At 61.5% G+C, this 20547-nt stretch carries 19 protein-coding genes; 6 read left to right on the forward strand and 13 right to left on the reverse strand.

Annotated elements, in window-relative coordinates:
- Positions 1-67 precede the first annotated feature (67 nt).
- From Q0L57_RS12030 to Q0L57_RS12040, 3 genes are all read left to right on the forward strand, one after another.
- On the forward strand, positions 68-1012 hold the full coding sequence (locus Q0L57_RS12030) for a bifunctional 2-polyprenyl-6-hydroxyphenol methylase/3-demethylubiquinol 3-O-methyltransferase UbiG (RefSeq protein WP_296742901.1): 945 nt from the start codon (positions 68-70) through the stop codon (positions 1010-1012).
- Positions 1013-1284: 272 nt separating this feature from the next.
- Positions 1285-2001 (forward strand): methyltransferase domain-containing protein, encoded by a 717-nt coding sequence (locus Q0L57_RS12035; RefSeq protein WP_296742903.1) that lies wholly within the window; start codon positions 1285-1287, stop codon positions 1999-2001.
- A gap of 94 nt (positions 2002-2095) precedes the next feature.
- Positions 2096-3025: a hypothetical protein gene (locus Q0L57_RS12040; RefSeq protein WP_296742905.1), complete on the forward strand. Its 930-nt coding sequence runs from the start codon at positions 2096-2098 to the stop codon at positions 3023-3025.
- Between the two features lie 58 nt (positions 3026-3083).
- Here the strand turns inward: Q0L57_RS12040 and Q0L57_RS12045 are convergent, their stop codons facing one another.
- From Q0L57_RS12045 to Q0L57_RS12075, 7 genes are all read right to left on the reverse strand, one after another.
- Entirely contained in the window at positions 3084-4025 is a 942-nt protein-coding gene (locus tag Q0L57_RS12045) for an NAD-dependent epimerase/dehydratase family protein (protein ID WP_296742907.1), read from the reverse strand.
- A complete protein-coding gene (locus Q0L57_RS12050) occupies positions 4022-8686 on the reverse strand; it encodes a glycoside hydrolase family 99-like domain-containing protein (protein ID WP_296742909.1) in 4665 nt (1554 codons plus the stop codon). Before Q0L57_RS12050 ends, Q0L57_RS12045 begins: the two co-directional genes overlap by 4 nt.
- On the reverse strand, positions 8683-9591 hold the full coding sequence (gene rfbD / locus Q0L57_RS12055; protein ID WP_296742911.1) for a dTDP-4-dehydrorhamnose reductase: 909 nt from the start codon (positions 9589-9591) through the stop codon (positions 8683-8685). Before rfbD ends, Q0L57_RS12050 begins: the two co-directional genes overlap by 4 nt.
- Positions 9588-10715, reverse strand: a complete 1128-nt coding sequence (rfbB, locus tag Q0L57_RS12060; RefSeq protein WP_296742913.1) for a dTDP-glucose 4,6-dehydratase — start codon at positions 10713-10715, stop codon at positions 9588-9590. Before rfbB ends, rfbD begins: the two co-directional genes overlap by 4 nt.
- Before the next feature lie 14 nt (positions 10716-10729).
- Positions 10730-11284: a dTDP-4-dehydrorhamnose 3,5-epimerase gene (gene rfbC / locus Q0L57_RS12065; protein WP_296742914.1), complete on the reverse strand. Its 555-nt coding sequence runs from the start codon at positions 11282-11284 to the stop codon at positions 10730-10732.
- Entirely contained in the window at positions 11277-12167 is an 891-nt protein-coding gene (gene rfbA, locus Q0L57_RS12070; RefSeq protein WP_296742916.1) for a glucose-1-phosphate thymidylyltransferase RfbA, read from the reverse strand. Before rfbA ends, rfbC begins: the two co-directional genes overlap by 8 nt.
- 218 nt (positions 12168-12385) lie before the next feature.
- Complete coding sequence (locus Q0L57_RS12075) at positions 12386-12976, reverse strand: biotin transporter BioY (protein ID WP_296742918.1); 591 nt, start codon at positions 12974-12976, stop codon at positions 12386-12388.
- A gap of 100 nt (positions 12977-13076) precedes the next feature.
- Between Q0L57_RS12075 and Q0L57_RS12080 the strand changes: the two genes are divergently transcribed.
- Positions 13077-13982, forward strand: a complete 906-nt coding sequence (locus Q0L57_RS12080) for an MBL fold metallo-hydrolase (RefSeq protein ID WP_296742920.1) — start codon at positions 13077-13079, stop codon at positions 13980-13982.
- 14 nt (positions 13983-13996) lie between these two features.
- Here the strand turns inward: Q0L57_RS12080 and Q0L57_RS12085 are convergent, their stop codons facing one another.
- Genes Q0L57_RS12085 through Q0L57_RS12095 form a run of 3 tightly spaced genes read right to left on the reverse strand, consistent with a single transcriptional unit; the run spans position 13997 to position 16594 of the window.
- Positions 13997-14782: a DUF1499 domain-containing protein gene (locus Q0L57_RS12085; RefSeq protein WP_296742923.1), complete on the reverse strand. Its 786-nt coding sequence runs from the start codon at positions 14780-14782 to the stop codon at positions 13997-13999.
- Positions 14766-14960: a hypothetical protein gene (locus Q0L57_RS12090; RefSeq protein WP_296742925.1), complete on the reverse strand. Its 195-nt coding sequence runs from the start codon at positions 14958-14960 to the stop codon at positions 14766-14768. Before Q0L57_RS12090 ends, Q0L57_RS12085 begins: the two co-directional genes overlap by 17 nt.
- Before the next feature lie 5 nt (positions 14961-14965).
- Positions 14966-16594 carry a fatty-acid--CoA ligase gene (locus Q0L57_RS12095; protein WP_296742927.1) on the reverse strand — a complete coding sequence of 543 codons (1629 nt, stop codon included), beginning with the start codon at positions 16592-16594 and terminating at the stop codon, positions 14966-14968.
- A 198-nt stretch (positions 16595-16792) separates the two neighbouring features.
- On the opposite strand from Q0L57_RS12095, the gene Q0L57_RS12100 reads away from it, so the two are divergent.
- On the forward strand, positions 16793-17149 hold the full coding sequence (locus Q0L57_RS12100; RefSeq protein ID WP_296742929.1) for a hypothetical protein: 357 nt from the start codon (positions 16793-16795) through the stop codon (positions 17147-17149).
- A gap of 110 nt (positions 17150-17259) precedes the next feature.
- Entirely contained in the window at positions 17260-17649 is a 390-nt protein-coding gene (locus Q0L57_RS12105) for a DUF427 domain-containing protein (protein WP_296742930.1), read from the forward strand.
- A gap of 8 nt (positions 17650-17657) precedes the next feature.
- Here Q0L57_RS12105 and Q0L57_RS12110 read toward each other — a convergent pair whose 3' ends face one another.
- From Q0L57_RS12110 to Q0L57_RS12120, 3 genes are all read right to left on the reverse strand, one after another.
- Positions 17658-18395, reverse strand: coding sequence for a polysaccharide deacetylase family protein (locus Q0L57_RS12110; RefSeq protein WP_296742932.1), 738 nt, complete (start codon positions 18393-18395; stop codon positions 17658-17660).
- Positions 18396-18486: 91 nt separating this feature from the next.
- Entirely contained in the window at positions 18487-19590 is a 1104-nt protein-coding gene (locus tag Q0L57_RS12115) for a glycosyltransferase family 9 protein (protein ID WP_296742934.1), read from the reverse strand.
- A gap of 133 nt (positions 19591-19723) precedes the next feature.
- Positions 19724-20547, reverse strand: an 824-nt coding sequence (locus Q0L57_RS12120; RefSeq protein ID WP_366940894.1) for a putative PEP-binding protein, incomplete at its 5' end; no start/stop codon positions are given.

The following is a 20547-nucleotide window of genomic DNA, read 5'->3' on the forward strand; positions in this document are numbered from 1 at the left end:
TAAATAATCGCTAAATATCTCTTGAGATACACCAATAAAAATACAGTCAACGGAGGCCTTATCGAAAGTGTTTTCCAATCTTCCTCGGCTGACTATTATCCAACACCTGCTACACGGTCGCATGATTTCAGACAAGGCAAGAAGAGGAGCGGTCGGCATGTTTTCCGTAGCCATCCCCCACTTGAACGCAGCGGAGCGCGCTGTCGCTGACGGTTGCACCTTCGAAGAGGCTCTCGTTCTCCTGCGCCGAATGAGCTTGGATGACTTCGGTCTCTTCATGATCTCCTTGCCTAACAAGGACTATCCCGGCCTGTCACGCCTTCTGCCCGCGATGGCCAGCGCGGAAGTGCAGAAGACCTGGACTGGGGCATCTGGCCACGATCTGTTTAGGCAGACCTCGGCATTTGCGCGTCAGTTGGAGAACAACTTCACAAGATATAAGAAGGCGCCGCTAGCCGGCTCCGACATCCTCGATTTTGGGTGCGGCTATGGCCGCATCCTTCGCATGATGTATTACTATAGCGATCCGGCCAACATCTGGGGTGTCGACGCTTGGGACAAGTCTCTCAATCTATGTCGAGAGGCACGCCTGCCCGGAAGGTTTGCTCAATCGGAGCGAATACCCTCTAACCTGCCCGTGGGTGACCAAAAGTTCGATTTGATCTTCGCTTTTTCGGTGTTCACACATCTTGCTCCGCAAACCGCCCGAGCTTGCCTCACAGCGCTTCGAAAACATGTCAAACCTGACGGTTTGTTTGTCGCGACCATTCGACCTATTGAGTTCTGGCCATTCATTGACGGAATTCGGAAGACCTCACTCGCTCCAAAGATGGTGTCGGAGCACCGACGCAATGGATACGCGTATCTTCCTCACGGCGGCCCGGATGGCGCAACGTACGGCGACCTCTCGTGCGAGATAAACTTCTTGAGTGGAAACGGCTGGAAAATAGTAGGGCAAGATCGATCGATACTTGACCCCTTTCAGGTGTCGGTCATACTTATCCCCGATTAGGATAATTTTGTGTAAGATAGTATGATTTTTTATTTATATTGGGGATTTTGCATTCCCAATGCGACTGCCTGTGGCGAGATACCAGCGCTCTCCATAGGCCATTCTACGGACTGGCGGTAGCCGAAGAGCCATCTGTATCGGATTTTATCGCGATTTGCGGTGAGTTACCGACGTTAGGGCTTTTTTGGTTGCGTCGCGAACGATAAGTTCCCGTCAGAAGCGGGGGCGCTGGGATGGATCAGAGGTTTAGGGCTACATGCCCAATTTGCTTGGTGGAGCGAACCTTCACCGCGCCTGATGATTATGCCAGTTGCAGAGACGGGCTCAAGGCGATCGATTGCCCCCTCAATGATTGTGTCACCCGTGAGCGAGCGGCAGCTGCGGCGCTATTTTCGATTTTCTCGACACAGGAACTTAAGGCGCTTCGGGTTCATGAGGCCGCGCCTGGTGGGCGGGGCCTGTCACTTTGGCTTTGGTACAACGCCGATGAAAGGGTCTTCTCAGGTTACTATCCCGACAGACCCTTTGGCACGATGGTCGGGCATATCAGAAACGAGAATTTGGAGGCGCAAACCTTTGAGGACAGGCGCTTCGACCTGGTAATACATCTGGACGTAATGGAGCACCTGTTTGAACCGTTCAAAGCCCTGACGGAGATTTTTCGGACACTGGACTTTGGCGGTGTATGCATTTTTACCGCGCCGACCTATCCCGAGCGAACCGAGTCGCAGCAGGTCGCGTTCCGATCCCCGGACGGTGTCCGAACAATCGGTGAGCCAGAATATCATGGGAACCCGCAGGATACAGCGGGCTCGCTGGTTACTTGGCGCTATGGATACGATCTTCCATTGCTCATCCAGAGGCGAACGGGATTCGATGTTGAGGTGAGAAGGATCCAATCGAAAGAAATCGCGGTGCTCGGGCCCATGACCGAAGTTTACATCCTGAGGAAGCCCAAGGGACGTCCCGATGATCGACTCGCGAGCTGACGGCGCCAGCGCCACGACATTGTCAGGCCACCGCGTTGATGCACGTCTCCGCCACGGCCCCTTCTGGAATGACTTCGAGTAGGCGACTATAGTCATGAAGATCATCCTTCACATAGGCGTTCATAAGACCGGCACGAGCGCGCTTCAGGCTTTTTTGCATCGAAACGCTGCTTTGCTCTTGGAACACGGCGTCTTCTACAAGCCAACCACTTCGGACTGGCCAAATCACAATCCGCTCGTTGCCGCGTTCTTGCCGGAATCTGTCGATGATGGGCTCGAAAGATTAGCAAGAACTATTGAAGCGGCCGACAACAATACCCTGTTGATCAGCTCGGAGATGCTATGCGGCCACAGCGTTGATCTGGAGCGGTTTCTCTTCGGGCTCGAAGGTCACGATCTCCGGGTGTTCGCCTATATTCGCCATCCGGCCGATATCGTCGTCTCGGCCTTCAACGAATTGGTTCGTCATCGCGTCTCACATTGGACAAGGCCGCTGAACGAAGAGCCGTTCGCATATGATCCATCGCAGATGGACGTGCTTCGACGCTGGTTGAAGGTGCCAAACATCACTCTGGCGCCATACGACCGGCCGCAATGGGCTGGTGGGTCGATCTTCAACGACTTCCTTGGCATGATCGGAGTGCCCTGTGACGGTTTCGACTTCAGCCAAACCGGCGGGAATGAATCGCTGCCCTACCCTTTGATCGAAGCGTTGAGGAATGTAAACGTAGCCAGCCCCTCAGCCGATCAACACCGGATGCTTGTCGAGCTTTTCCGGACAATCCAATGCGAGCCGGGAGAGTACCCGCTGACACAGAGAAACGTTGCCAAGTGCGTCGAGCGGATGCGTTTGGTATTACCCATCTACCGGCCTCATTTCCGTGCCGGCTTCGACGAAAGGTACCTTCTCGAACCGCGGCACGCGCACAACGATCGATGGTTTTCGAACCTCGCGAGGACGGGCGGATCGCTTGTGAGGAAAGCCACGCGCCTCTTTCCGGTGTATGGCGCAGGCTCTCCATAGCAAACTGACGTAGGCAGGCTACCAACCAGCACAAGCCTTGACTGCCATGCCAGCGGCCTTACCGCCCTTCTCGCCAGCGATAGGTAAGGCTTATACCCTCGTCCAGCACATAGGCTGGCCTCCAACCTAAGTTACTCTCGATCTTGCTAATATCGAGCACATTCCGGCGAACATCCACGCCTCGGGCCGGTGCATAGACCAGTTTCGCCGGCGCATCGAGAATCCTCGATATTCTCGATACCAACTCGATCACGCTCGTTCCCGCTCCCGAACCGACATTGTAAATCTCCCCCCATTTTCCTCTCTGCCCAAGCAAAGCCAACGCTTCGGTGACATCATCGATGTAAACGAAGTCACGAATGTTTTGCCCGTCGCCCCAGATTTCGATCGGTGTTCCGCTGGCTACTCTCTCGAACAATGCCGCAATCAGCCCTTGTCCCTTCGCTGCGGATTGATGGGGTCCAAAAGGGTTCGATATCCTGGCGATCACATAATCGGTACCATGCAGTGCCCCATAAAGACTGAAGTATCGCTCGATTGCCAGCTTGACCGTGCCATAGGACGAAATCGGCACAGTCGGATGCTCCTCCGAAATCCGCGTGGCATCCGTCTGACCGTAGACGGTTCCGCCCGAAGATGAAAAAACCCAGCGACAATCCAGGCCCTTGGTTGCTTCCAATAAGCCAACGGTCGCCATGAGATTGGTGGCTATCTCGGCGACGGCCTCGTCGGTCGCGGCCGTCGGGCGCGTCGAGCTAACCAGGTGAAAGACAATTGCCCCTTCCATCGCCTCCAGAAGTTCGCCCGGCGGAGAAGCCAGATCGCCGAGGATGACTCGACTCCCGATTGGCCAATGATCGGACATCTTACGCGCAAAGCAGGTCAGATCGAATCCTTGTTCGGCGCTCCTTCGCGCGAGATTGATCCCGATGAAGCCTGAAGCGCCAAGGATGACCACCTTTTTCCGGGGATCGGACCGCGGCCGGAGCCCTTGTGTCATGCCGCGTCCGCGTCGTGGATGCCGAGATGGATGCGGACGTGCTGTAGCCAGGCGTCCGCCTTTCGACGTGTCTCAGCGGTAGTTGCGACGAGCGAACGCGCGAACTCTTGCATCCGCCGCACCTCATCCAAATGGGTAGCGGCGGCTGAGCCCTCCGTTACGCTCTTCAAATGGCGGCGGTGAGAATTGAGACGCTTTGCGCTAAACTTGATTTTCCCTTGCAACAAAACCCGCAAATAAACGAGCCAGTCACCCGCCACATGGTAGTCAAACAATTCCTCACCGAGACCGGTAACCGCGCTGGCTATAGCAGACCGGCGGAATAGGGCGGCACTGACGTTCGGAATGGTGTTCTTGACAGCCATTGCATCGCTAATTTCTTCGGCGCCATCCCGTACGTAGTCCGATGACCACTTATCCGAGATATCGCTGGTGTAGCCTATGTAATCCTCCGCGAGCACATCCCCCTTACCATCCACCTGGCGTGATTGGCTGAAGGCGACAACAACCGAGGGGTCGTCAAAGGCAGGTGTGAGCTCGTGAAGGAAGTCAGGAGCCGCAAAATCGTCCGCCTCGGCAATCCAGACGACATCGCCTCGGCATCGCTCGATCCCCTTCGCCCATTGCCGAAACACCGAACCGGAATTGTGGTCGTTGACAACCAGCTCGCTATCGAGGCTCGGGTTCTGCGCCAGGAACGTTTGGACGGCCTCAACACTTCCATCGGTCGAGCCATCGTCAAGCACGATGAGCTCATAGATCGGGTATGTCTGGCCGGCGATGCTGTTCAGCCGCTCGGCGAGATGATGCGCATAGTTGTAGTTGGGGACCATAACCGACACGCGCTGAAACCCGGTCGCATAATGGAGCAGGTCCAGGAGATACTGGCGCATAGATCCCACAGCACCGGTATTTGCGTGGATAGGGCCGGCCAGCACCTCGCCAACCTTGGCGGCGAAATCGTTGGCGTCCAGATTCTGCGCGAGACGCCCACCAAACTCAACGATGAAATCCGCGGCGCCGGTGGTACCCTCAAAGGCGACGACCGGCACTCCAACCTCGGCAGCCTCCAAGACAACGTTCGGAAATGGATCCTCGCGTGAAGTTAGTGCATAAACGGACGCGCCTGCATAATACGCCATCGGCTCTTGAACGAAGCCAACAAATCTTACTCGCTCTGCCAGATTTCGCTTTTCGAGAGAGGCCATGATCTTCTCTTCCATGCCGGCATCGAAGTGACCAATCCAAATGAAGGCTATGTCGGGATGTGCGCGAAGGACCTCCTGCGCCATGTCGATGAAAATGTCCGGCCCCTTTCGGTGGTCTACGAAAGCCACGGCCAGAACATAGCGCGTATCCGGGGCGAAACCGTGCTGTTCACAGACCAGACGCCGTGCTTCTTCGGCGCGCCCCTTGAAGGGGTTTTTCCGCAATAGACCCTGTGGGCGGATTACCGCCTTGTTGACCGGCTCACCGAGAAACTTCTCAAACCCGGACCGCACAACCGGCGCGGCAAATACGATGCTATCGGAGTGTCGGTTGATGGCCGCTGCGTGCTTCTCGAGATCGTACCGTTGCAAGACTCCCGGCAGCTCATGGACCAAGGCGACCGTCCGAAAGCCTGCTTCCTTCAGTACAGGAACAAGCAGGCCCGACACGGTCGTGTTGACGATGGCGACCTCCGCGCCCGCATTCCGCATCGCCTGGAGTTTCGCCAGCACGGCTTCCCGCGTTTCACTGTCTAGAGCTATGCGGTGAACGGTTGCAACTTCGGCGAACCGGGGCAACAACTGGCCGCCGCCGAGAGCGATCATGTCGACATCGCGGCCCATCGCTCCCAATTCGCGAGCCATCGCAAGAGCCAGATATTGCGCGCCATGCGGATGAGCATCATGGGAAACGACCACGATCCGAGGTCTGGATTTCCGGTTCGTGGCCTCCAGGGCATCGCGGGTCGCCTGCAGATAGGCGAAACCGTTGGCAGCGTCCGGTTCCAGATGCGCGCCTTCTGCCCATTCGTTCCAGGCATTGACAAAGACCAACCGTTCGCTCGGCTCGTCGATGTTCGTGGTTGTGTCGTCAATGGCGTTCTCCAGCCATGCCCGGTAGAGCTGCGGAGTGTTGTTGATGAACACGCCGCCACCATGCTTGCGACGTGCAGTGTTGTCCCAGCCGGGACAAACCGAACGAAAGAGCTTGTAGCTGCGAGGCACATAGTTCTTGCTGCGTTCGGGAAAGACCGACCAGTCATACACGGTCGAGTCAAAATCATCGTTCAAGGGCGTCACCAAATGCGTAACGTTTGGCGGCGCCGACCGGTTCGGCGGGAACTCCACCGAGGCGTCGAACCCGTATTGCTCCGGCGGAACGGATTCAAACGACTGAGTATAGGCCAGGAAAATCTCGCCTATGCCGTTTTCACGGCACCAATGTCGCCAACGTTGAGCGGTTTCCGCCGCTGCCGGGAGCAGGCTGGGACGGTAAACGAGCAGGAGCGGCTTGCCGTCGATGCGAATATAGCGAGGATCGCGAAGATACGGCGCGACCTCGGCAATAAAGGCAATATCATCTTTCGACGAATGGTCTTGGGCGATGAGGATTTCGTGGTCCAGCCCGTCCCACCTACGCGACCAGTTCTCATTTGCCCAGCATAAGCAGAACGGCAGGTCCAGGCTCTGATCGGCGAGCCAATTTTCTAACGGCTTCTCCAACAGCCGCTTGCCCCCGAACCAATAGAAGTAGAAGCAGAAGCCTTCCATGCCGTAGAGCTTGGCGAGTTCAACCTGGCGGCGCTGCACCGCCGCATCGCGCAAATCGTAGTAGCCTAGTTCGTCAGGCTCATGCGGCTGATAGTGGCCGACAAACTGCGGCTGCGCCGGCCTGACATTGGTCCATTCGGTGAAGCCCTCTCCCCACCACTCGTCGTTTTCGGGAATCGGATGGAACTGTGGAAGGTAAAACGCAACAACACGGACGGGCTTTTGCAACAACGGAGGGCCATCGAACCGCGGGATGTAGACGGGTTTGGGGGGTGAGATGGCATCCATCGGGCCATGCGTCGGCCAGCCCCCAGGAGTCGCGCCTAGCGACTGCAAGCTCTTCCAGGCACGATATGCGTTCGTCGACGAAAAGAACGACGGGAACGTGGAAAAGGCTGCGGCCTTCAAACGTTGCTTGGGGCCTGCGGACAAAGGCACCCTGTGCCAGACAGCGCGAGCTTTTTGCGCAAGCTTTCTGCGAGCACTGCCTACCGTGTCCCTCACTCCCCTTATCCCAAGGCCCAAGGCTCTCAACGGGCGTGTCAGGCGCCACGAGGTGCTCGCGTAAACCTCATCCAAGACATCGTGCAGCCGCTTTTCCTCGCCACGGACGTAATCGCGTTCTATCTCCAAACCGGTTGCATGGGCGCGAAGAGCGGCGTTCTCCTGCTCCAGGCCGGCCGCATCGTAGCCCTGCCGACTGAATCGCGCGATCTCGACTTCGCGTTCGCCAATCAACCTGTGCAGTTCAGCCCTTTCTTCGGCCAAACGAGCCTCGCGCTCGTCCCTTTCGGCTCGCCTTTGTCGCGCGGCATCAGTCAAAGTCTCAATTTCGGCTGCACGTTGCTGAGCCAGCACTGCACTGTCGTTTGCGATGCTTCGCAAATCGGCCTCCACCCGCTCGGAGACGTGCTGTCTAGCCTGAAGTTCAGGGAAAAACGCATCGCCGAATATCGGCGAAACCGCGTCAAATTCGGCTCTCACCCTATCAAGTATCGCCAGCGCCCGAATGTCCTGCCCGTCGCCGTGAAGAGTGGTGAACGCGACATGGGCGTCCTTGACCCAGCCGGCGATGCGTTCGTCGGCCAGAAGTTGCGTATTCCCCGCAGCGTAATGCTGGTGTTCACGTGAAAGGTAGGCATCAAGCAGCGCCGCAACGTCGTCCCTTGGCCGTGGCCATTGGATGGCCAGCACATCCGTTATCTTTTCGATTTCAGGTCGCCAGTCCTTCACTAGCGCCTCGTACGAAAGGAAGACACGCGGCTTGCCACGCGTGGCGCGCTCGGCTTCCAGTCCGTGGCGCAGCCATAGGAGGGCGCCAAAACCTGGCGTGAAGCCGTCACGCTTGCCGAGCGAGGCGATAACCGAAAGCGGATTGCGATTAGCCAGCACGTATCGGACGTCGATCTCTACTGACTTCAAGATGTCAGCGTAGAGCGGCGCGAAACGGGAAATCCGCGGTTCCTTCAGTACGAAGAGCGGCGAACCATCGTATTCTTCCTCCAATATCCTTGCTATTTCCGCCCGGTAGAACTGCGCGCGCGGCTTGGCGAGGTTAGCCATGTCGAAGGCGCGCCAGTCGTCCCAGCTACTGCCAGCCTCCACAAGCATCCGGTCATTAATCGTGTTCAATACTGCTGGTTCCCAGTAACCAGTCGCGTTATTGCTATCTTCCGCGATGAGGTTCTTTGGCAATTCAGCTCCGAGCAAGCTTATTACCCTCGTCAGCGCACTCGTGCCCGAACGGTGCATGCCGAGCACCATGATGCATGTGCGCTTTGGCGCGGATGGTTTTGCGGGCATTTGCTTTGCCTTGGCGCGTGCTTTCGATGTTGACTTGGTGGCCACCTCAGGCCCGGCGGGGGCGTTTTCGAGATTCTTGGACGACGAATTTTCGTTCATGCGCTCAATGCCTGTCTCGTCTTACCCCCTACAAGCGTATGCACCACCCTCCCCGTCGCTTCCCGCCACGCCGGCGCCACCCACCCAAACACACCCGCGAACCTCTCGCTGGACAGCCGCGAATTGGCTGGCCGCTTTGCCTTCGTCGGATACTCCGCCGTCGCGATATCGCGCACCCGCGCGTATGGCCCCCCAAGCGTCCGGCTCGTATCCAGGACATGACGGGCGAAGCCACTCCAGTTGGTCTCGCCGGCGCCTGCCACGTGATAGACGCCGAAGGCGGCGAAGCTCCTGTCGTCGCGCAGCCTTGCCGCCGCATGCAGGATCGCATCGGCCAGATCGAGTGCCGATGTCGGGTTTCCCCACTGGTCGGCCACCACCGAGACCTCCTCGCGCTCGCCGGCCAGACGCAGCATGGTCTTGACGAAATTGCGGCCGAAAGGACTGTAGACCCACGCCGTGCGCAGGATGAGGTGGCGGGGATTGGAGGCGGCCACGGCCTGCTCGCCGGCCAGCTTGGAGGCGCCGTAGACGCCGAGCGGCGCGGTCTGGTCCGTCTCGACATAGGCGCCGTCCTTGGTGCCGTCGAAGACGTAGTCGGTCGACAAATGGATGACGGGCACGCCGAGCCGTGCCGCCGCCTCGGCCACCTTGCCAGCGCCTGTGGCATTGACGGCGAAAGCAAGGTCCTTCTCGTCCTCGGCCTGGTCGACAGCGGTGTAGGCCGCGGCCGAAACGACGATGTCGGGCCGTGCCGCTTCGAGCGCGGTGAAGATCGTGTCCGGTCGCGCGAGGTCGAGCGCTGGCCGGCCGACGGGAACGATGTCCACGCCGCCGCGGCCACGCGCGACCTCGATGAGGCTGGCCGCGACCTGGCCTTCGCGTCCGGTGACGGCAATCCTCACGCCGCCCCCTTTCTACTTTCGGCCTTCTTGCCCTCGGGCACCCTGCTTTCGGTTTTTCTGCTTTCGACGGAGCCGTGGCCCAGGCGTTCGCCATTGTAATGGTGCTCGCGGATCGGCGCCCACCACCACCTGTTTTCGAGATACCAGTCGACCGTCCTTGCCAGGCCGCTGTCGAAATCCTCCCGTGGCGCCCAGCCAAGGTCGCGCGCGATCTTGGAGGCGTCGATCGCATAGCGGCGGTCATGGCCGGGACGGTCGTTGACGAAAGCGATCAACTCGCGATGGCTCCTGCCGCCGGCACGCGGCCGCCTGGCGTCGAGAAGGTCGCAGATTGCCTCGACGACGCCGAGATTGGTGCGTTCGGAATTGCCGCCGACATTATAGCTCTCGCCGGGCGATCCCTTGGTCGCGACCAGCTCCAGCGCGCGCGCGTGATCCTCGACGAACAGCCAGTCGCGCACGTTGGCGCCAGCGCCGTAGACCGGCAGCGGCTTCTCGTCGAGCGCGTTGAGGATGACCAGCGGGATCAGCTTCTCCGGGAAATGATAGGGCCCGTAATTGTTCGAGCAATTGGAGAGCACAACCGGCAATCCGTAGGTCTCGTGCCAGGCCCTCACCAGATGGTCGGAGGCAGCCTTGGACGCCGAATAGGGCGAGGACGGCGCGTAAGGCGTCTCCTCGACGAACATGCCGCCGTCGAAAGGCAGGTCGCCGAATACCTCGTCGGTCGAGACGTGGTGGAAGCGGAAGCCGGCCTTGCGGTCCTGCGGCAGGCCGCGCCAGTACTCCAGCGCGGCGTTCAGGATGCGGTAGGTGCCGACGATGTTGGTCTCGATGAAGGCCCCGGGTCCATCGATCGAGCGATCGACATGGCTCTCGGCGGCCAGGTTCATCACGATGTCGATGTCGTCGCGGCGCAATATCTCCAGCACCGCGCGCTCGTCGCAAATGTCGGCCCGCTCGAAGCGGTAGTTATGCGCGTTCTCGATCGGCCGCAGCGAAGCCAGGTTGCCGGCATAGGTGAGCTTGTCGAGATTGGTCACGCGGTAGGCCGGATTGGCGCACAGATGCCGGCATACGGCCGAGCCGATGAAGCCGGCGCCGCCGGTTACCAGGAAGTGCATTGCGCCGTCCCTCCTCACCCGAACACCTCCGCCGCATCGAGCAGGGGCGCCTTGCGATCCTTGTCCGAAAGCAGAAACCCGCCGGGAACCTCCGGCCATTCGATGCCGATCCTGGGATCGTCGAAGCGGATTGAACGGTCATGCTCGGGCGAATAGGTGTCGGTCACCTTGTAGAGCACTTCGGTGTCCGGAACGAGCGTGACGAAGCCGTGCGCGAAGCCTTTCGGCACCAGGATCTGGTTACCCTTATCGGCCGATACCTCCAGCGCCACCCACTTGCCGAAGGTCGGCGACGAGCGGCGGATATCAACGGCGACGTCGAGCAAGCTGCCCTTGACGACACGCAAAAGCTTGTCCTGCGCACGCGGCGGCAGCTGGTAGTGCAGCCCGCGCAAGACGCCGGCCGAGGCGGAATAGGAGTGGTTGTCCTGCACGAAATCGAGGTCGATGCCGGCTTCGGCGAACCGCTCGGCATTCCAGGTCTCGCTGAAATAGCCGCGCGCGTCGCCGTGCCGTTTCGGCACGATCTCCAGAACGCCATCGAGGCCGAGCGGCCTGACCTCAAGCACCGCGTTCCTCCGTCAGGTCGGCGACTCGCTTGCGCAGATAGGCTGCATACTCATTCTTGCCCAAGCGGGCCGCGCGTTCCAGAACCTTGTCGGCGCCGAGCCAGCCCTGTTCGAAGGCGATCTCCTCCGGACATGCGACCTTGATGCCCTGGCGATGCTCTATGGTGCGCACGAAGGAAGCCGCCTCATGCAGGCTGTCATGCGTGCCGGTGTCGAGCCAGGCATAGCCGCGGCCAAGCTGGTGGACCTGCAACTCACCGCGCTCCAGATAGACATTGTTGACGGCCGTGATCTCAAGCTCGCCGCGGGCCGAGGGGCGGATCGTCGAGGCGATGTCGACGACGTTGTTGTCATAGAAATAAAGTCCGGTCACGGCCCAGTTCGATTTAGGCTTCTGCGGCTTTTCCTCGATCGTCAAAGCCTTGCCGGTGGCCTTGTCGAAGGACACGACGCCATACCGTTCGGGGTCGTCGACATGGTAGGCGAACACCGAGGCGCCGCTCTCGCGCCCGGCCGCCACGCGGCAGAGCTGTGAAAGGCCTTCGCCGAAATAGATGTTGTCGCCCAGTATCATCGACACGCTGTCGCTGCCGATGAAGTCGCGGCCGATGATGAAGGCTTCGGCGAGGCCATTGGGATGGGCCTGCTCGGCGTAGGACAACTCCAGGCCGAACTCCGAGCCGTCGCCCAGCAATTCGCGAAAGACCGGCAGGTCGCGCGGCGTTGAAATGACCAGAATCTGGCGAATGCCCGCGAGCATAAGCACGCTCAGCGGATAGTAGATCATCGGCTTGTCGTAGATTGGGAGTACTTGCTTAGATACGGCTAATGTTAGCGGATAAAGACGTGTTCCGCTGCCTCCCGCAAGGATAATTCCTTTCAACAAGCGCTCCCTGAGCTACCGAGACCCCCGCCCCGATTGTCAAGTTGCCTGTGCTTAGGTTTCACGCACTGGCTTGTCAATTGTCCGCCTCGGATTCTTCACCCGCGCCAGCCCTCTCTTTCAGCCGGCATGCGCCGATCTGCGGCAAGCCTTGCACCACCAACGAAAAAGGCCGGCGGGCTCATGCCCACCGGCCTTTGCTTGTCTGATTTCGGATGTCAGGCGCGCTTGAGCAACGCCCATACGGCCGGCACGAGGCTGGCGGCCAGCGCCACCTTGATCAGGTCGCCGACGATGAACGGCACGACGCCGAACTGCCAGGACTTCTCGGGCCCGATGAGCATTGCCAGCCAGGCAAAGCCCATCGCCATCATCACGACCTCGGCGGTGAGCATGGCGCCGAACAGCTTGAACGGATGGCGATCCCAGCCGCGGTCCGCGGCCCAGCCGGCAATTGCCGCCATGACGACGAAGCCGGCGAGATAGCCGCCGGTGGAGCCGAGCATATAGGCAATGCCGAGGCCCTTTTCCGGCGTGCCCTGGAAGACCGGAAAGCCCATGGCGCCCTCAGCGAGGTAGAGGAGAAGGGTGGCGACCGCCAGGCGCATGCCGAAGGCCGAGGCGATCAGCAGGACTGCAAGGGTCTGCAGCGAAATGTCGACCGGACCGAGAACGACCTTGGTCTTGGCCGAAAGCGTGAGCAGGAGGGTTCCGGCAAGCGCCAGGAAGAGCTGCGTGGCGAGCCGGGCGGCGCGCTGGTCGGGCAGCGCGAGAGAAACAAGCGGACGCATCGTGGTTGCAGTTGCCATGGTCTTCCCCATTGTGGCTGATTTGCTGGCTTGTGTTTTCCTATATTGGCTTCCGTGACAGGCGGCAATCATTTTGCCGCACCGCAAAACGGAGCCCGGCATGGGACTTGAATTCGATACACGTTTCGACCCCGCCTACGGCCGGGCAGTACCGGTCGCGCCGGATGTGCTGCGCCTCACCGCGCGCAACCCCAGTCCATTCACCTTTCACGGCACCAACAGCTACCTCGTCGGGCGCGAAACGCTGGCGGTGATCGACCCCGGACCGGACGACGATGAGCATTTCGAGACGCTGCTTGCGGCAATCGGCGGCAGGCCGGTCAGCCACATCTTCGTCAGCCACACCCATCGCGACCATTCGCCCCTGGCGGCGCGCCTCAAGCAGCACACCGGCGCCGCAGTGCTGGCCGAAGGTCCGCATCGGCCGGCGCGGCCACTGCGCATCGGCGAGGTGAACCCGCTCGATGCCAGCGCGGACATGGCATTCATTCCCGATATCGCGCTTGGCGACGATACGCTCACCACGGGCGACGGCTGGGCGATCCGGACGGTGCTGACGCCGGGCCATTGCGCCAACCACGCCGCCTTTGCGCTCGAAGGCACCGGCATCCTGTTTTCGGCCGACCACGTCATGGGCTGGGCGACCTCGATCGTCGCGCCGCCCGACGGCGCAATGGCCGACTACATGGCCTCGCTCGACAAGCTGCTCGAGCGCGACGACCGGCTGCTGCTGCCTGGCCATGGCGGCCCCGTCACGGCGCCGCGCGGTTTCATGCGCGGGCTGAAAGCGCATCGCAAGATGCGCGAGCGGGCAATCCTGGAACGCATCGCGGGCGGCGACCGGACGATCAAGGAGATCGTCGCGGCAATCTATCGCGATACCGACCCGAGGCTGCATGGCGCAGCCGGCCTGTCCGTGCTTGCCCATCTCGAAGATCTGGTGGCGCGCGGCCTGGTGGCCACCGAAGGCGACCCGGCAATCGACGGCATCTTCATGCCGTCATAGGCCATTCGGTAGTTCTAGTCGGCCGGGGCCGCGCCCACCTGGCCGGCAACCTGCTGGTCGAGCTCGCCGAGGAACTCGGTGATGCGGGCGGCATTGTCGCCCAGATCGTAACGGCCATAGCGCGAGGCCGAACGCATGTCGACGACGACCGAATCGCCATCGTTGGTGATACGGATGGCAACGTCGGCCGGCAGCCCGAGCACGAAGCCCTTGGCGACGGCGGTGATCATCACCTGGCTTTGCCCCGTGATGTCGGGATAGGGTTCCGTCAATTGCCAGTCGCGCCGGTCGAGCACGGTTTCCACCGCGTCGACGATCGTCTCGAACGGCAAGTTGTAGGTGCGCCCGCTGACCAGGGGATAGGCGTCGGCCTGAAGGCGCTGCTCGCCCGGCGTCGACGGCGACAGCACGTTCATGTCGCTTGTCCGGTCGCTGGTGTCGAGCGCCGGCGGATTGTCGAGATCGGTCGAGATGTCGCGTAGCGGCGGATAGATCGTCGCCCAGTAAACGGCGACACCGAAGGGCGCAAGCACCAGCACCGCCAGAAGCGCGCCGACGCTGAGATCGCGCCCGCCACGGTCTCCGAAGTGCCAAACGCGCGACAACCCGAGGCCGGCCAGCAACAGCGCGAGCGCCGCCAGCAGCGCGACGATCGCCAGCACCCACAGGAATGGCGGTGTCTCGACGAGATCGAGCCGATAGCCGGCGCAAACCGTCAGCAGGAGGACGAGCGAGAACGCCCCGATCCGTCGCGACCAACCGGCCGCCTTCGACGTGTGCCGTTCAGGTAACTTTGCCATTTTTCGCCATGCTGTCCCGACCCGGGCCGAGACTTAGCGCAGTTCGGCGTTTCGTAAAATCGCCGAACCGCTCTAACCGTTTGTTTTTACGCAAGTCCGGATCGGAAAAACGCCGCGCGCTTTCCTTGAGCTGCTCTAGAGGCTTTTCGCGCGGGCTTGAAGCCGAAAGATCGGGCATTGCCGTCAATCCGTCGGCAGCCGGTAGTCCTTGAACTGCTGGCGCAAGGTGGTCTTCTGGATCTTGCCGGTGGCGGTGTGGGGAATCTCGCCGACGAAGGCGATGTCGTCGGGCATCCACCACTTGGCCACCTTGCCGCTCATGAAGGTCAGGATGTCGGCCTTGCTGGGCTCCCTGCCCGGCTTGCGCACGACGACCAGCAAGGGCCGCTCGCCCCACTTGGAGTGCTGCACGCCGATCGCCGCCGCCTCGGCCACGTCTGGGTGGCCCACTGCGAGATTCTCGAGGTCTATGGTCGATATCCATTCGCCGCCGGACTTGATGACGTCCTTGGCGCGATCGGTGATCTGCATGTAGCCATTGGGGTCGATATGCGCCACGTCCCCGGTGTCGAACCAGCCGTCGGCGTCGAACTGCTCCGAGCCGGCGCCGCCGTAATAGGCACGGGCGACCGCCGGGCCGCGCACCTTGAGATGGCCGAAGGTCTCGCCGTCCCAGGGCAGCGCGTTGTCATCGTCGTCGGTGACCTTCATTTCGACGCCGAAGGGCGCGAAACCCTGCTTGGCCTGGATGTCGAGCCGGGCCTCGCCGGTAAGCGCCTCATAGGCCGGCTTCATGGTGCAGAGCGTGCCGAGCGGCGACATCTCCGTCATGCCCCAGGCATGGACGACCTGAACATCATAATTGTCCTGGAACCTCGCGGCGATGACGCGCGGGCATGACGCGCCGCCGATGACCACCTTGTTGAGGTAGGGCAGTTTCCTGCCGGTGTCCTCCAGATACTGCAGAAGCATCATCCAGACCGTCGGCACGGCGGCGCTGAAGGTCACCTTCTCGGTGTCGAGCAGTTCGTAGATCGAAGCGCCGTCCATCTTGCAGCCGGGCATCACCAGCTTGGCTCCGATCATCGGCGCGCTCTGGCCGAGCCCCCAGGCATTGGCGTGGAACATCGGGACGACTGGGAGAATCACGTCGCGCGTGGATATGCCCATGGCGTCGGGCATGGCGGCCAGCATGGCATGGAGGACATTTGAGCGATGGCTGTAGACCACACCCTTGGGATCGCCTGTCGTGCCTGAGGTGTAGCACATGCCGGCCGCCGTGTTCTCGTCGAAGACTTTCCAGGCAAAGTCGCCGTCGGCCTGGGCCAGCCATTGCTCATATGCGACGGCGTTAGGCAGCGATGTCTCAGGCATATGCGCGGCATCGGTGAGCACGATCACTCGTCGCAGCGACTTGACCGCGCCCGCGATCTTCTCGAGCAACGGCACGAAGGTCAGGTCGACGAAGATCGCCCTGTCCTCGGCATTGTTCATGATCCAGGCGATCTGTTCGGGAAAGAGGCGCGGATTGAGCGTGTGATAGATCGCACCTATCCCCATGATGCCATACCAGGCCTCGATGTGACGGGCCGTGTTCCAGGCGAGCGTAGCGATGCGGTCGCCAAGCCCGAAACCGTCGCGCTCCAACCGTTGCGCCACCTTGAGCGACCGATGATGGATTTCGGCGAAAGTGGTGCGGACGATCGGTCCTTCGATAGACCGCGACACGATCTCCCGGCTGCCATGCTGGCGTTCGGCGTGGTCGATCAGCTTGTGACAGAGCAGCGGCCAGTTCTGCATCAGTCCGAGCATGCGAATCCTCCTCCCCCATTTCGCGCTTTCGCGTCATTGTTCCGCGCATTGTGGAATGATCCGTCGGATTGTCCAGCCACCATAAGTCCAAGACGGTGGACGGAGCGAACGCCTCGCAAAACCCGCCATAATCCGGCCATCGTCGGCGTTAAGTTTCGTTAATGGGCTGGGTGTGATTGGCGACTCGAAGAGGTTCGCATGGACGCGCAGCTTGAAGACAAGACCCTCGAAAGCACACTTGCCGAAAGTCTGGCCGACCTCGAGCCGGACACCAAGACCGTTTCCGACGATGAGTTCGCCGAAGTCGTCGGCGGCGCGATCGATGCCGTCGGCGGAACGCTGCTGTTCAAGATGTGCGTCGGGGACGGCGACGGGGCCCAGCATGTCGCCGCCGCTTGCATCGGCGATGGCGGCAATCGCCAGTTCCTGCTGCTCACTCTGCCGATCTCCGGCGGAGCGCTGAAGGTGGAAACCGCGGCAAGAAGCACCAATCCGGTCGCGGGCATCGCTGCCGCTTACGCCGGCCTCATGGATGCGTTCAAGGCAGCCGCCTGAAAAGCCGGACGACGGACGTTCAATGAATGGTGATCACGCCTCGCGCGGCGCGCGCTTGCGCCATGGAGAGGCTCGACACATCTAAGTCTCCCGCAAAAGGAGACACGCCATTGGACAAGCTCGCCAACCCAGCCCCCGGCTTCCAGCGCAATCCCGACAAGGTAATCACCGTCGAACCCTATCACGGTACAGTCACGGTTCGCTCCGGCGACGCCGTAGTCGCCAGATCGGCCCGCGCCAAGGTTTTGTCGGAGGCGCCTTATGCCGCGGCGTTCTACATTCCCTTCGACGACATCGATTTCGGCAAGCTCGCGAGGACCAGCCACTCGACGCATTGCCCCTACAAGGGCGACGCCAGCTACTGGAGCGTCTCAAAGGCCGGCGAAGGCGGCGAGAACGCGATGTGGGCCTATGAGGCGCCATTCGACGAGATGGCCGAAATCCGTAACCACGGCGCGTTCTACACCAGCAAGGTCACGGTCGAAGCCACGCCGGACTGACTACCGATTCACTCGGTTGTGCCGTTGTTGCCGATGCCTTCCGCATCGTCGAGGCGTACGAAGGTCATGCCCTTCTGCTTCAGCGCCAGCAGGCCCTGGACGACGCCCTCGCCAGCCGCATGGGTAGGCTGGTTGATGTGGGCGATGATGACATCGCCGTCCTTGGCGGCGGCGATGCGGCGGGTGGTTTCCTTCGCGCCAAGCAGCGAGCCGCCGTCGCCGTTGACCGAGAAGCCGGCGATCTTGAAGCCCAGCTTGCGGATCATGGCGATTGCCGACGGGCTGTATTCGGCGGTGGCGCCGCGAAACCATTTGGGCGCCGGGCCGCCTGCCTTGACGAGCGCGGCGGCGCCGGACTCGACTTCGGTCTGGACGGCTTCGGGGCTGCCGGCGCTGGCAATGCCGTAGATCTTGCGCGGCGTGTCGACTGCCGGAATGTGGCGGCCGCCATGGTTCTCCAGCTCGAACAGGTCGGGATGCGCCCGCATGATCTCGACGGAGGCAGGATTGCGCTTCAGCCAGATGCCGGTGACGAAGATGGTCGCGGGGATCTTGTTGTCGACGAGGGCGGACAATATGCGCGTATCGGTCTGCCCACCGCAGGCATCAAGCGTCACGGCGACGTGACCGGCGCCGCCCTGCGGCTTCAGGCGCAGCGTCGGCTCGACCAGCGTGGCGGCATTGCCAGTCGTCACAACCGAAGTCGTCAGCGCAAGCGCGCAAAGCAGTCTTTGAAACACATGCATTTCCTGTTCCAAACCGGCCACTAGAGCCGTCCAACGTAGTTTCGGCCAAGAAGACCGGCATCAAGGCGAAAATACGGGCACGCCCGCAATATCAGGCCGCGCGCTCCGGAGTCGCCTCCGTCCGCGACAGTAGCTCCCGAACGGCATCGACCACCGCGTCCACTTCCAGGCGCCAGACGCAGCATGCCCTGCTCGGATTGGTCTTTCGGCAAAGGTCGCCGCCCACGCAATCGCAAGGCATGGATGGTCGCACGGTGATGCTTGGCGCGCCGACAGGTCCCCAACGGATCGGATTCGTCAGGCCGAACAGGCCGACGACGGGCGTGCCGGCGGCCGCCGCCATGTGCATGGGCCCGCTCTCATTGCCGACGAACAGCCGCGCCTCCTTGAGCAGCGCCTGCAGCGTTTCAAGCGGGAGCGCGCCGACCAGATTGGCGATCAGCGACGACGCGCCGGCCACGACCTCAGCGGCGATCTCGCGCTCGTCAGGGCCGCCGACCAAGGCGACGGGCAGCCCGATTTCGCTCGATATGCGATCGATCGCGGCCGCGAAGCGCTCGGGTTGCCAGCGCCGCCCTGGAAAGCTCGCGCCGGCATGCACGGCCACGAAGCCGTTCCGGCGAAGCCCCGACGTCTCCATCAGCGCCAGTACCTTCGCGGTCTCCTGCGGCATCGGCTGGATCGACGGGGTTCTAACCCTCAACTCCACGCCGAGCGCCTCGAGCGGCGAGAGATAGCGATAAAGATAATGCTGTTCGCCGTAACCGAGGGGCTTGGCTTTGACGTTGGCCGGCTGGCGCTCGTACCAGCGCAAGGGTTTTTCGGTTGGACTGAAGCCGACCCGGATCGGCGCGTTGAGCAGCCCGACGATGAAGCGCGACGTCTTCGAATCGGCAAGGTCGATGATCATGTCGAAATGGTCACGACGCAGCCGGCGCACCGTCGCGATGAACTCGCGTGCCCGCTGCAGCGTCGTGCCGCGCATGTTCGAACGCTTGAAGGCGATGACCTCGGAAGCGATGCCGTGGCCGGTGACGAATTTGGCGACGCCGGCCTCGCTGAGGAAAACGATCCTGACGCCCGGATATTCGAGCTGCAGATTCCTGGCTAGCGCCGAGGCAAGCACGATGTCGCCGATGAACTTCGTCTGCAGGATCAAGATCGATCGGACGGGAGCGTTCGATATCTGCGACATCTATTTCGGGTCACCGGCGGATTTGAGCTGCATGAAGCTCGGCGGCAACAATGTCGAAATACGAGCCGCCGCAAGCACGTTCGCGTGAGCTACCATACAAAACCACGCGCTCGCGGGCAACGAAGGCAGGGCGTCAGGCTCGTTTCGCCGCCTTGGCCACCTGAACCGCGGCCTGCGCGGCGGCGAGCCTGGCGATCGGCACGCGGTAAGGCGAGCACGACACATAGTCGAGGCCGACCTCCTCGCAGAAACGGATCGATGCCGGGTCACCTCCATGCTCGCCGCAGATGCCGAGCTTGATGTCGGGGCGCGTCGCCTTGCCCTTGTCGGCCGCCATGCGCACCAGCTCGCCGACGCCGTCGACGTCGAGCGATACGAACGGGTCCTGCTCGATGATGCCCTTCTGCCGGTAGGTTTCGAGGAAGGACGCCGCATCGTCGCGCGAAATGCCGAATGTCGTCTGCGTCAGGTCGTTGGTGCCGAAGGAGAAGAACTCGGCCGCCTCGGCAATGACATGAGCGCGGATCGCCGCGCGCGGCAACTCGATCATGGTTCCGGTGAGATAGTCGATCCTGGTGCCGGTCTCCTCCATGACGCTTTGCGCCACCGCGTCGATGCGCGCTTTGACGTATTCCAGCTCCTTCACGAGGCCAACCAGCGGCACCATGATTTCGGGCACCACTAGCGCGCCGGCCTTGCGGCCGGCCTCGACCGCGGCCTCGAAGATGGCGCGCGCCTGCATCTCGGCGATCTCGGGATAGGAGACTGCGAGACGGCAGCCGCGATGGCCGAGCATCGGGTTGAATTCGTGCAGCGCCTCGGTGCGCTGCCTGAGCTTGTCGGCCGGCACGTTCATGGCGGTGGCCACCTCGGCGAGCTCAGCCTCGGTCTTGGGCAGGAATTCGTGCAGCGGCGGGTCGAGCAGGCGGATCGTCACCGGCAGGCCGGCCATGATCT

Origin of the sequence: Mesorhizobium sp. (assembly GCF_024509055.1) — a bacterium.
GTDB lineage: Bacteria > Pseudomonadota > Alphaproteobacteria > Rhizobiales > Rhizobiaceae > Mesorhizobium.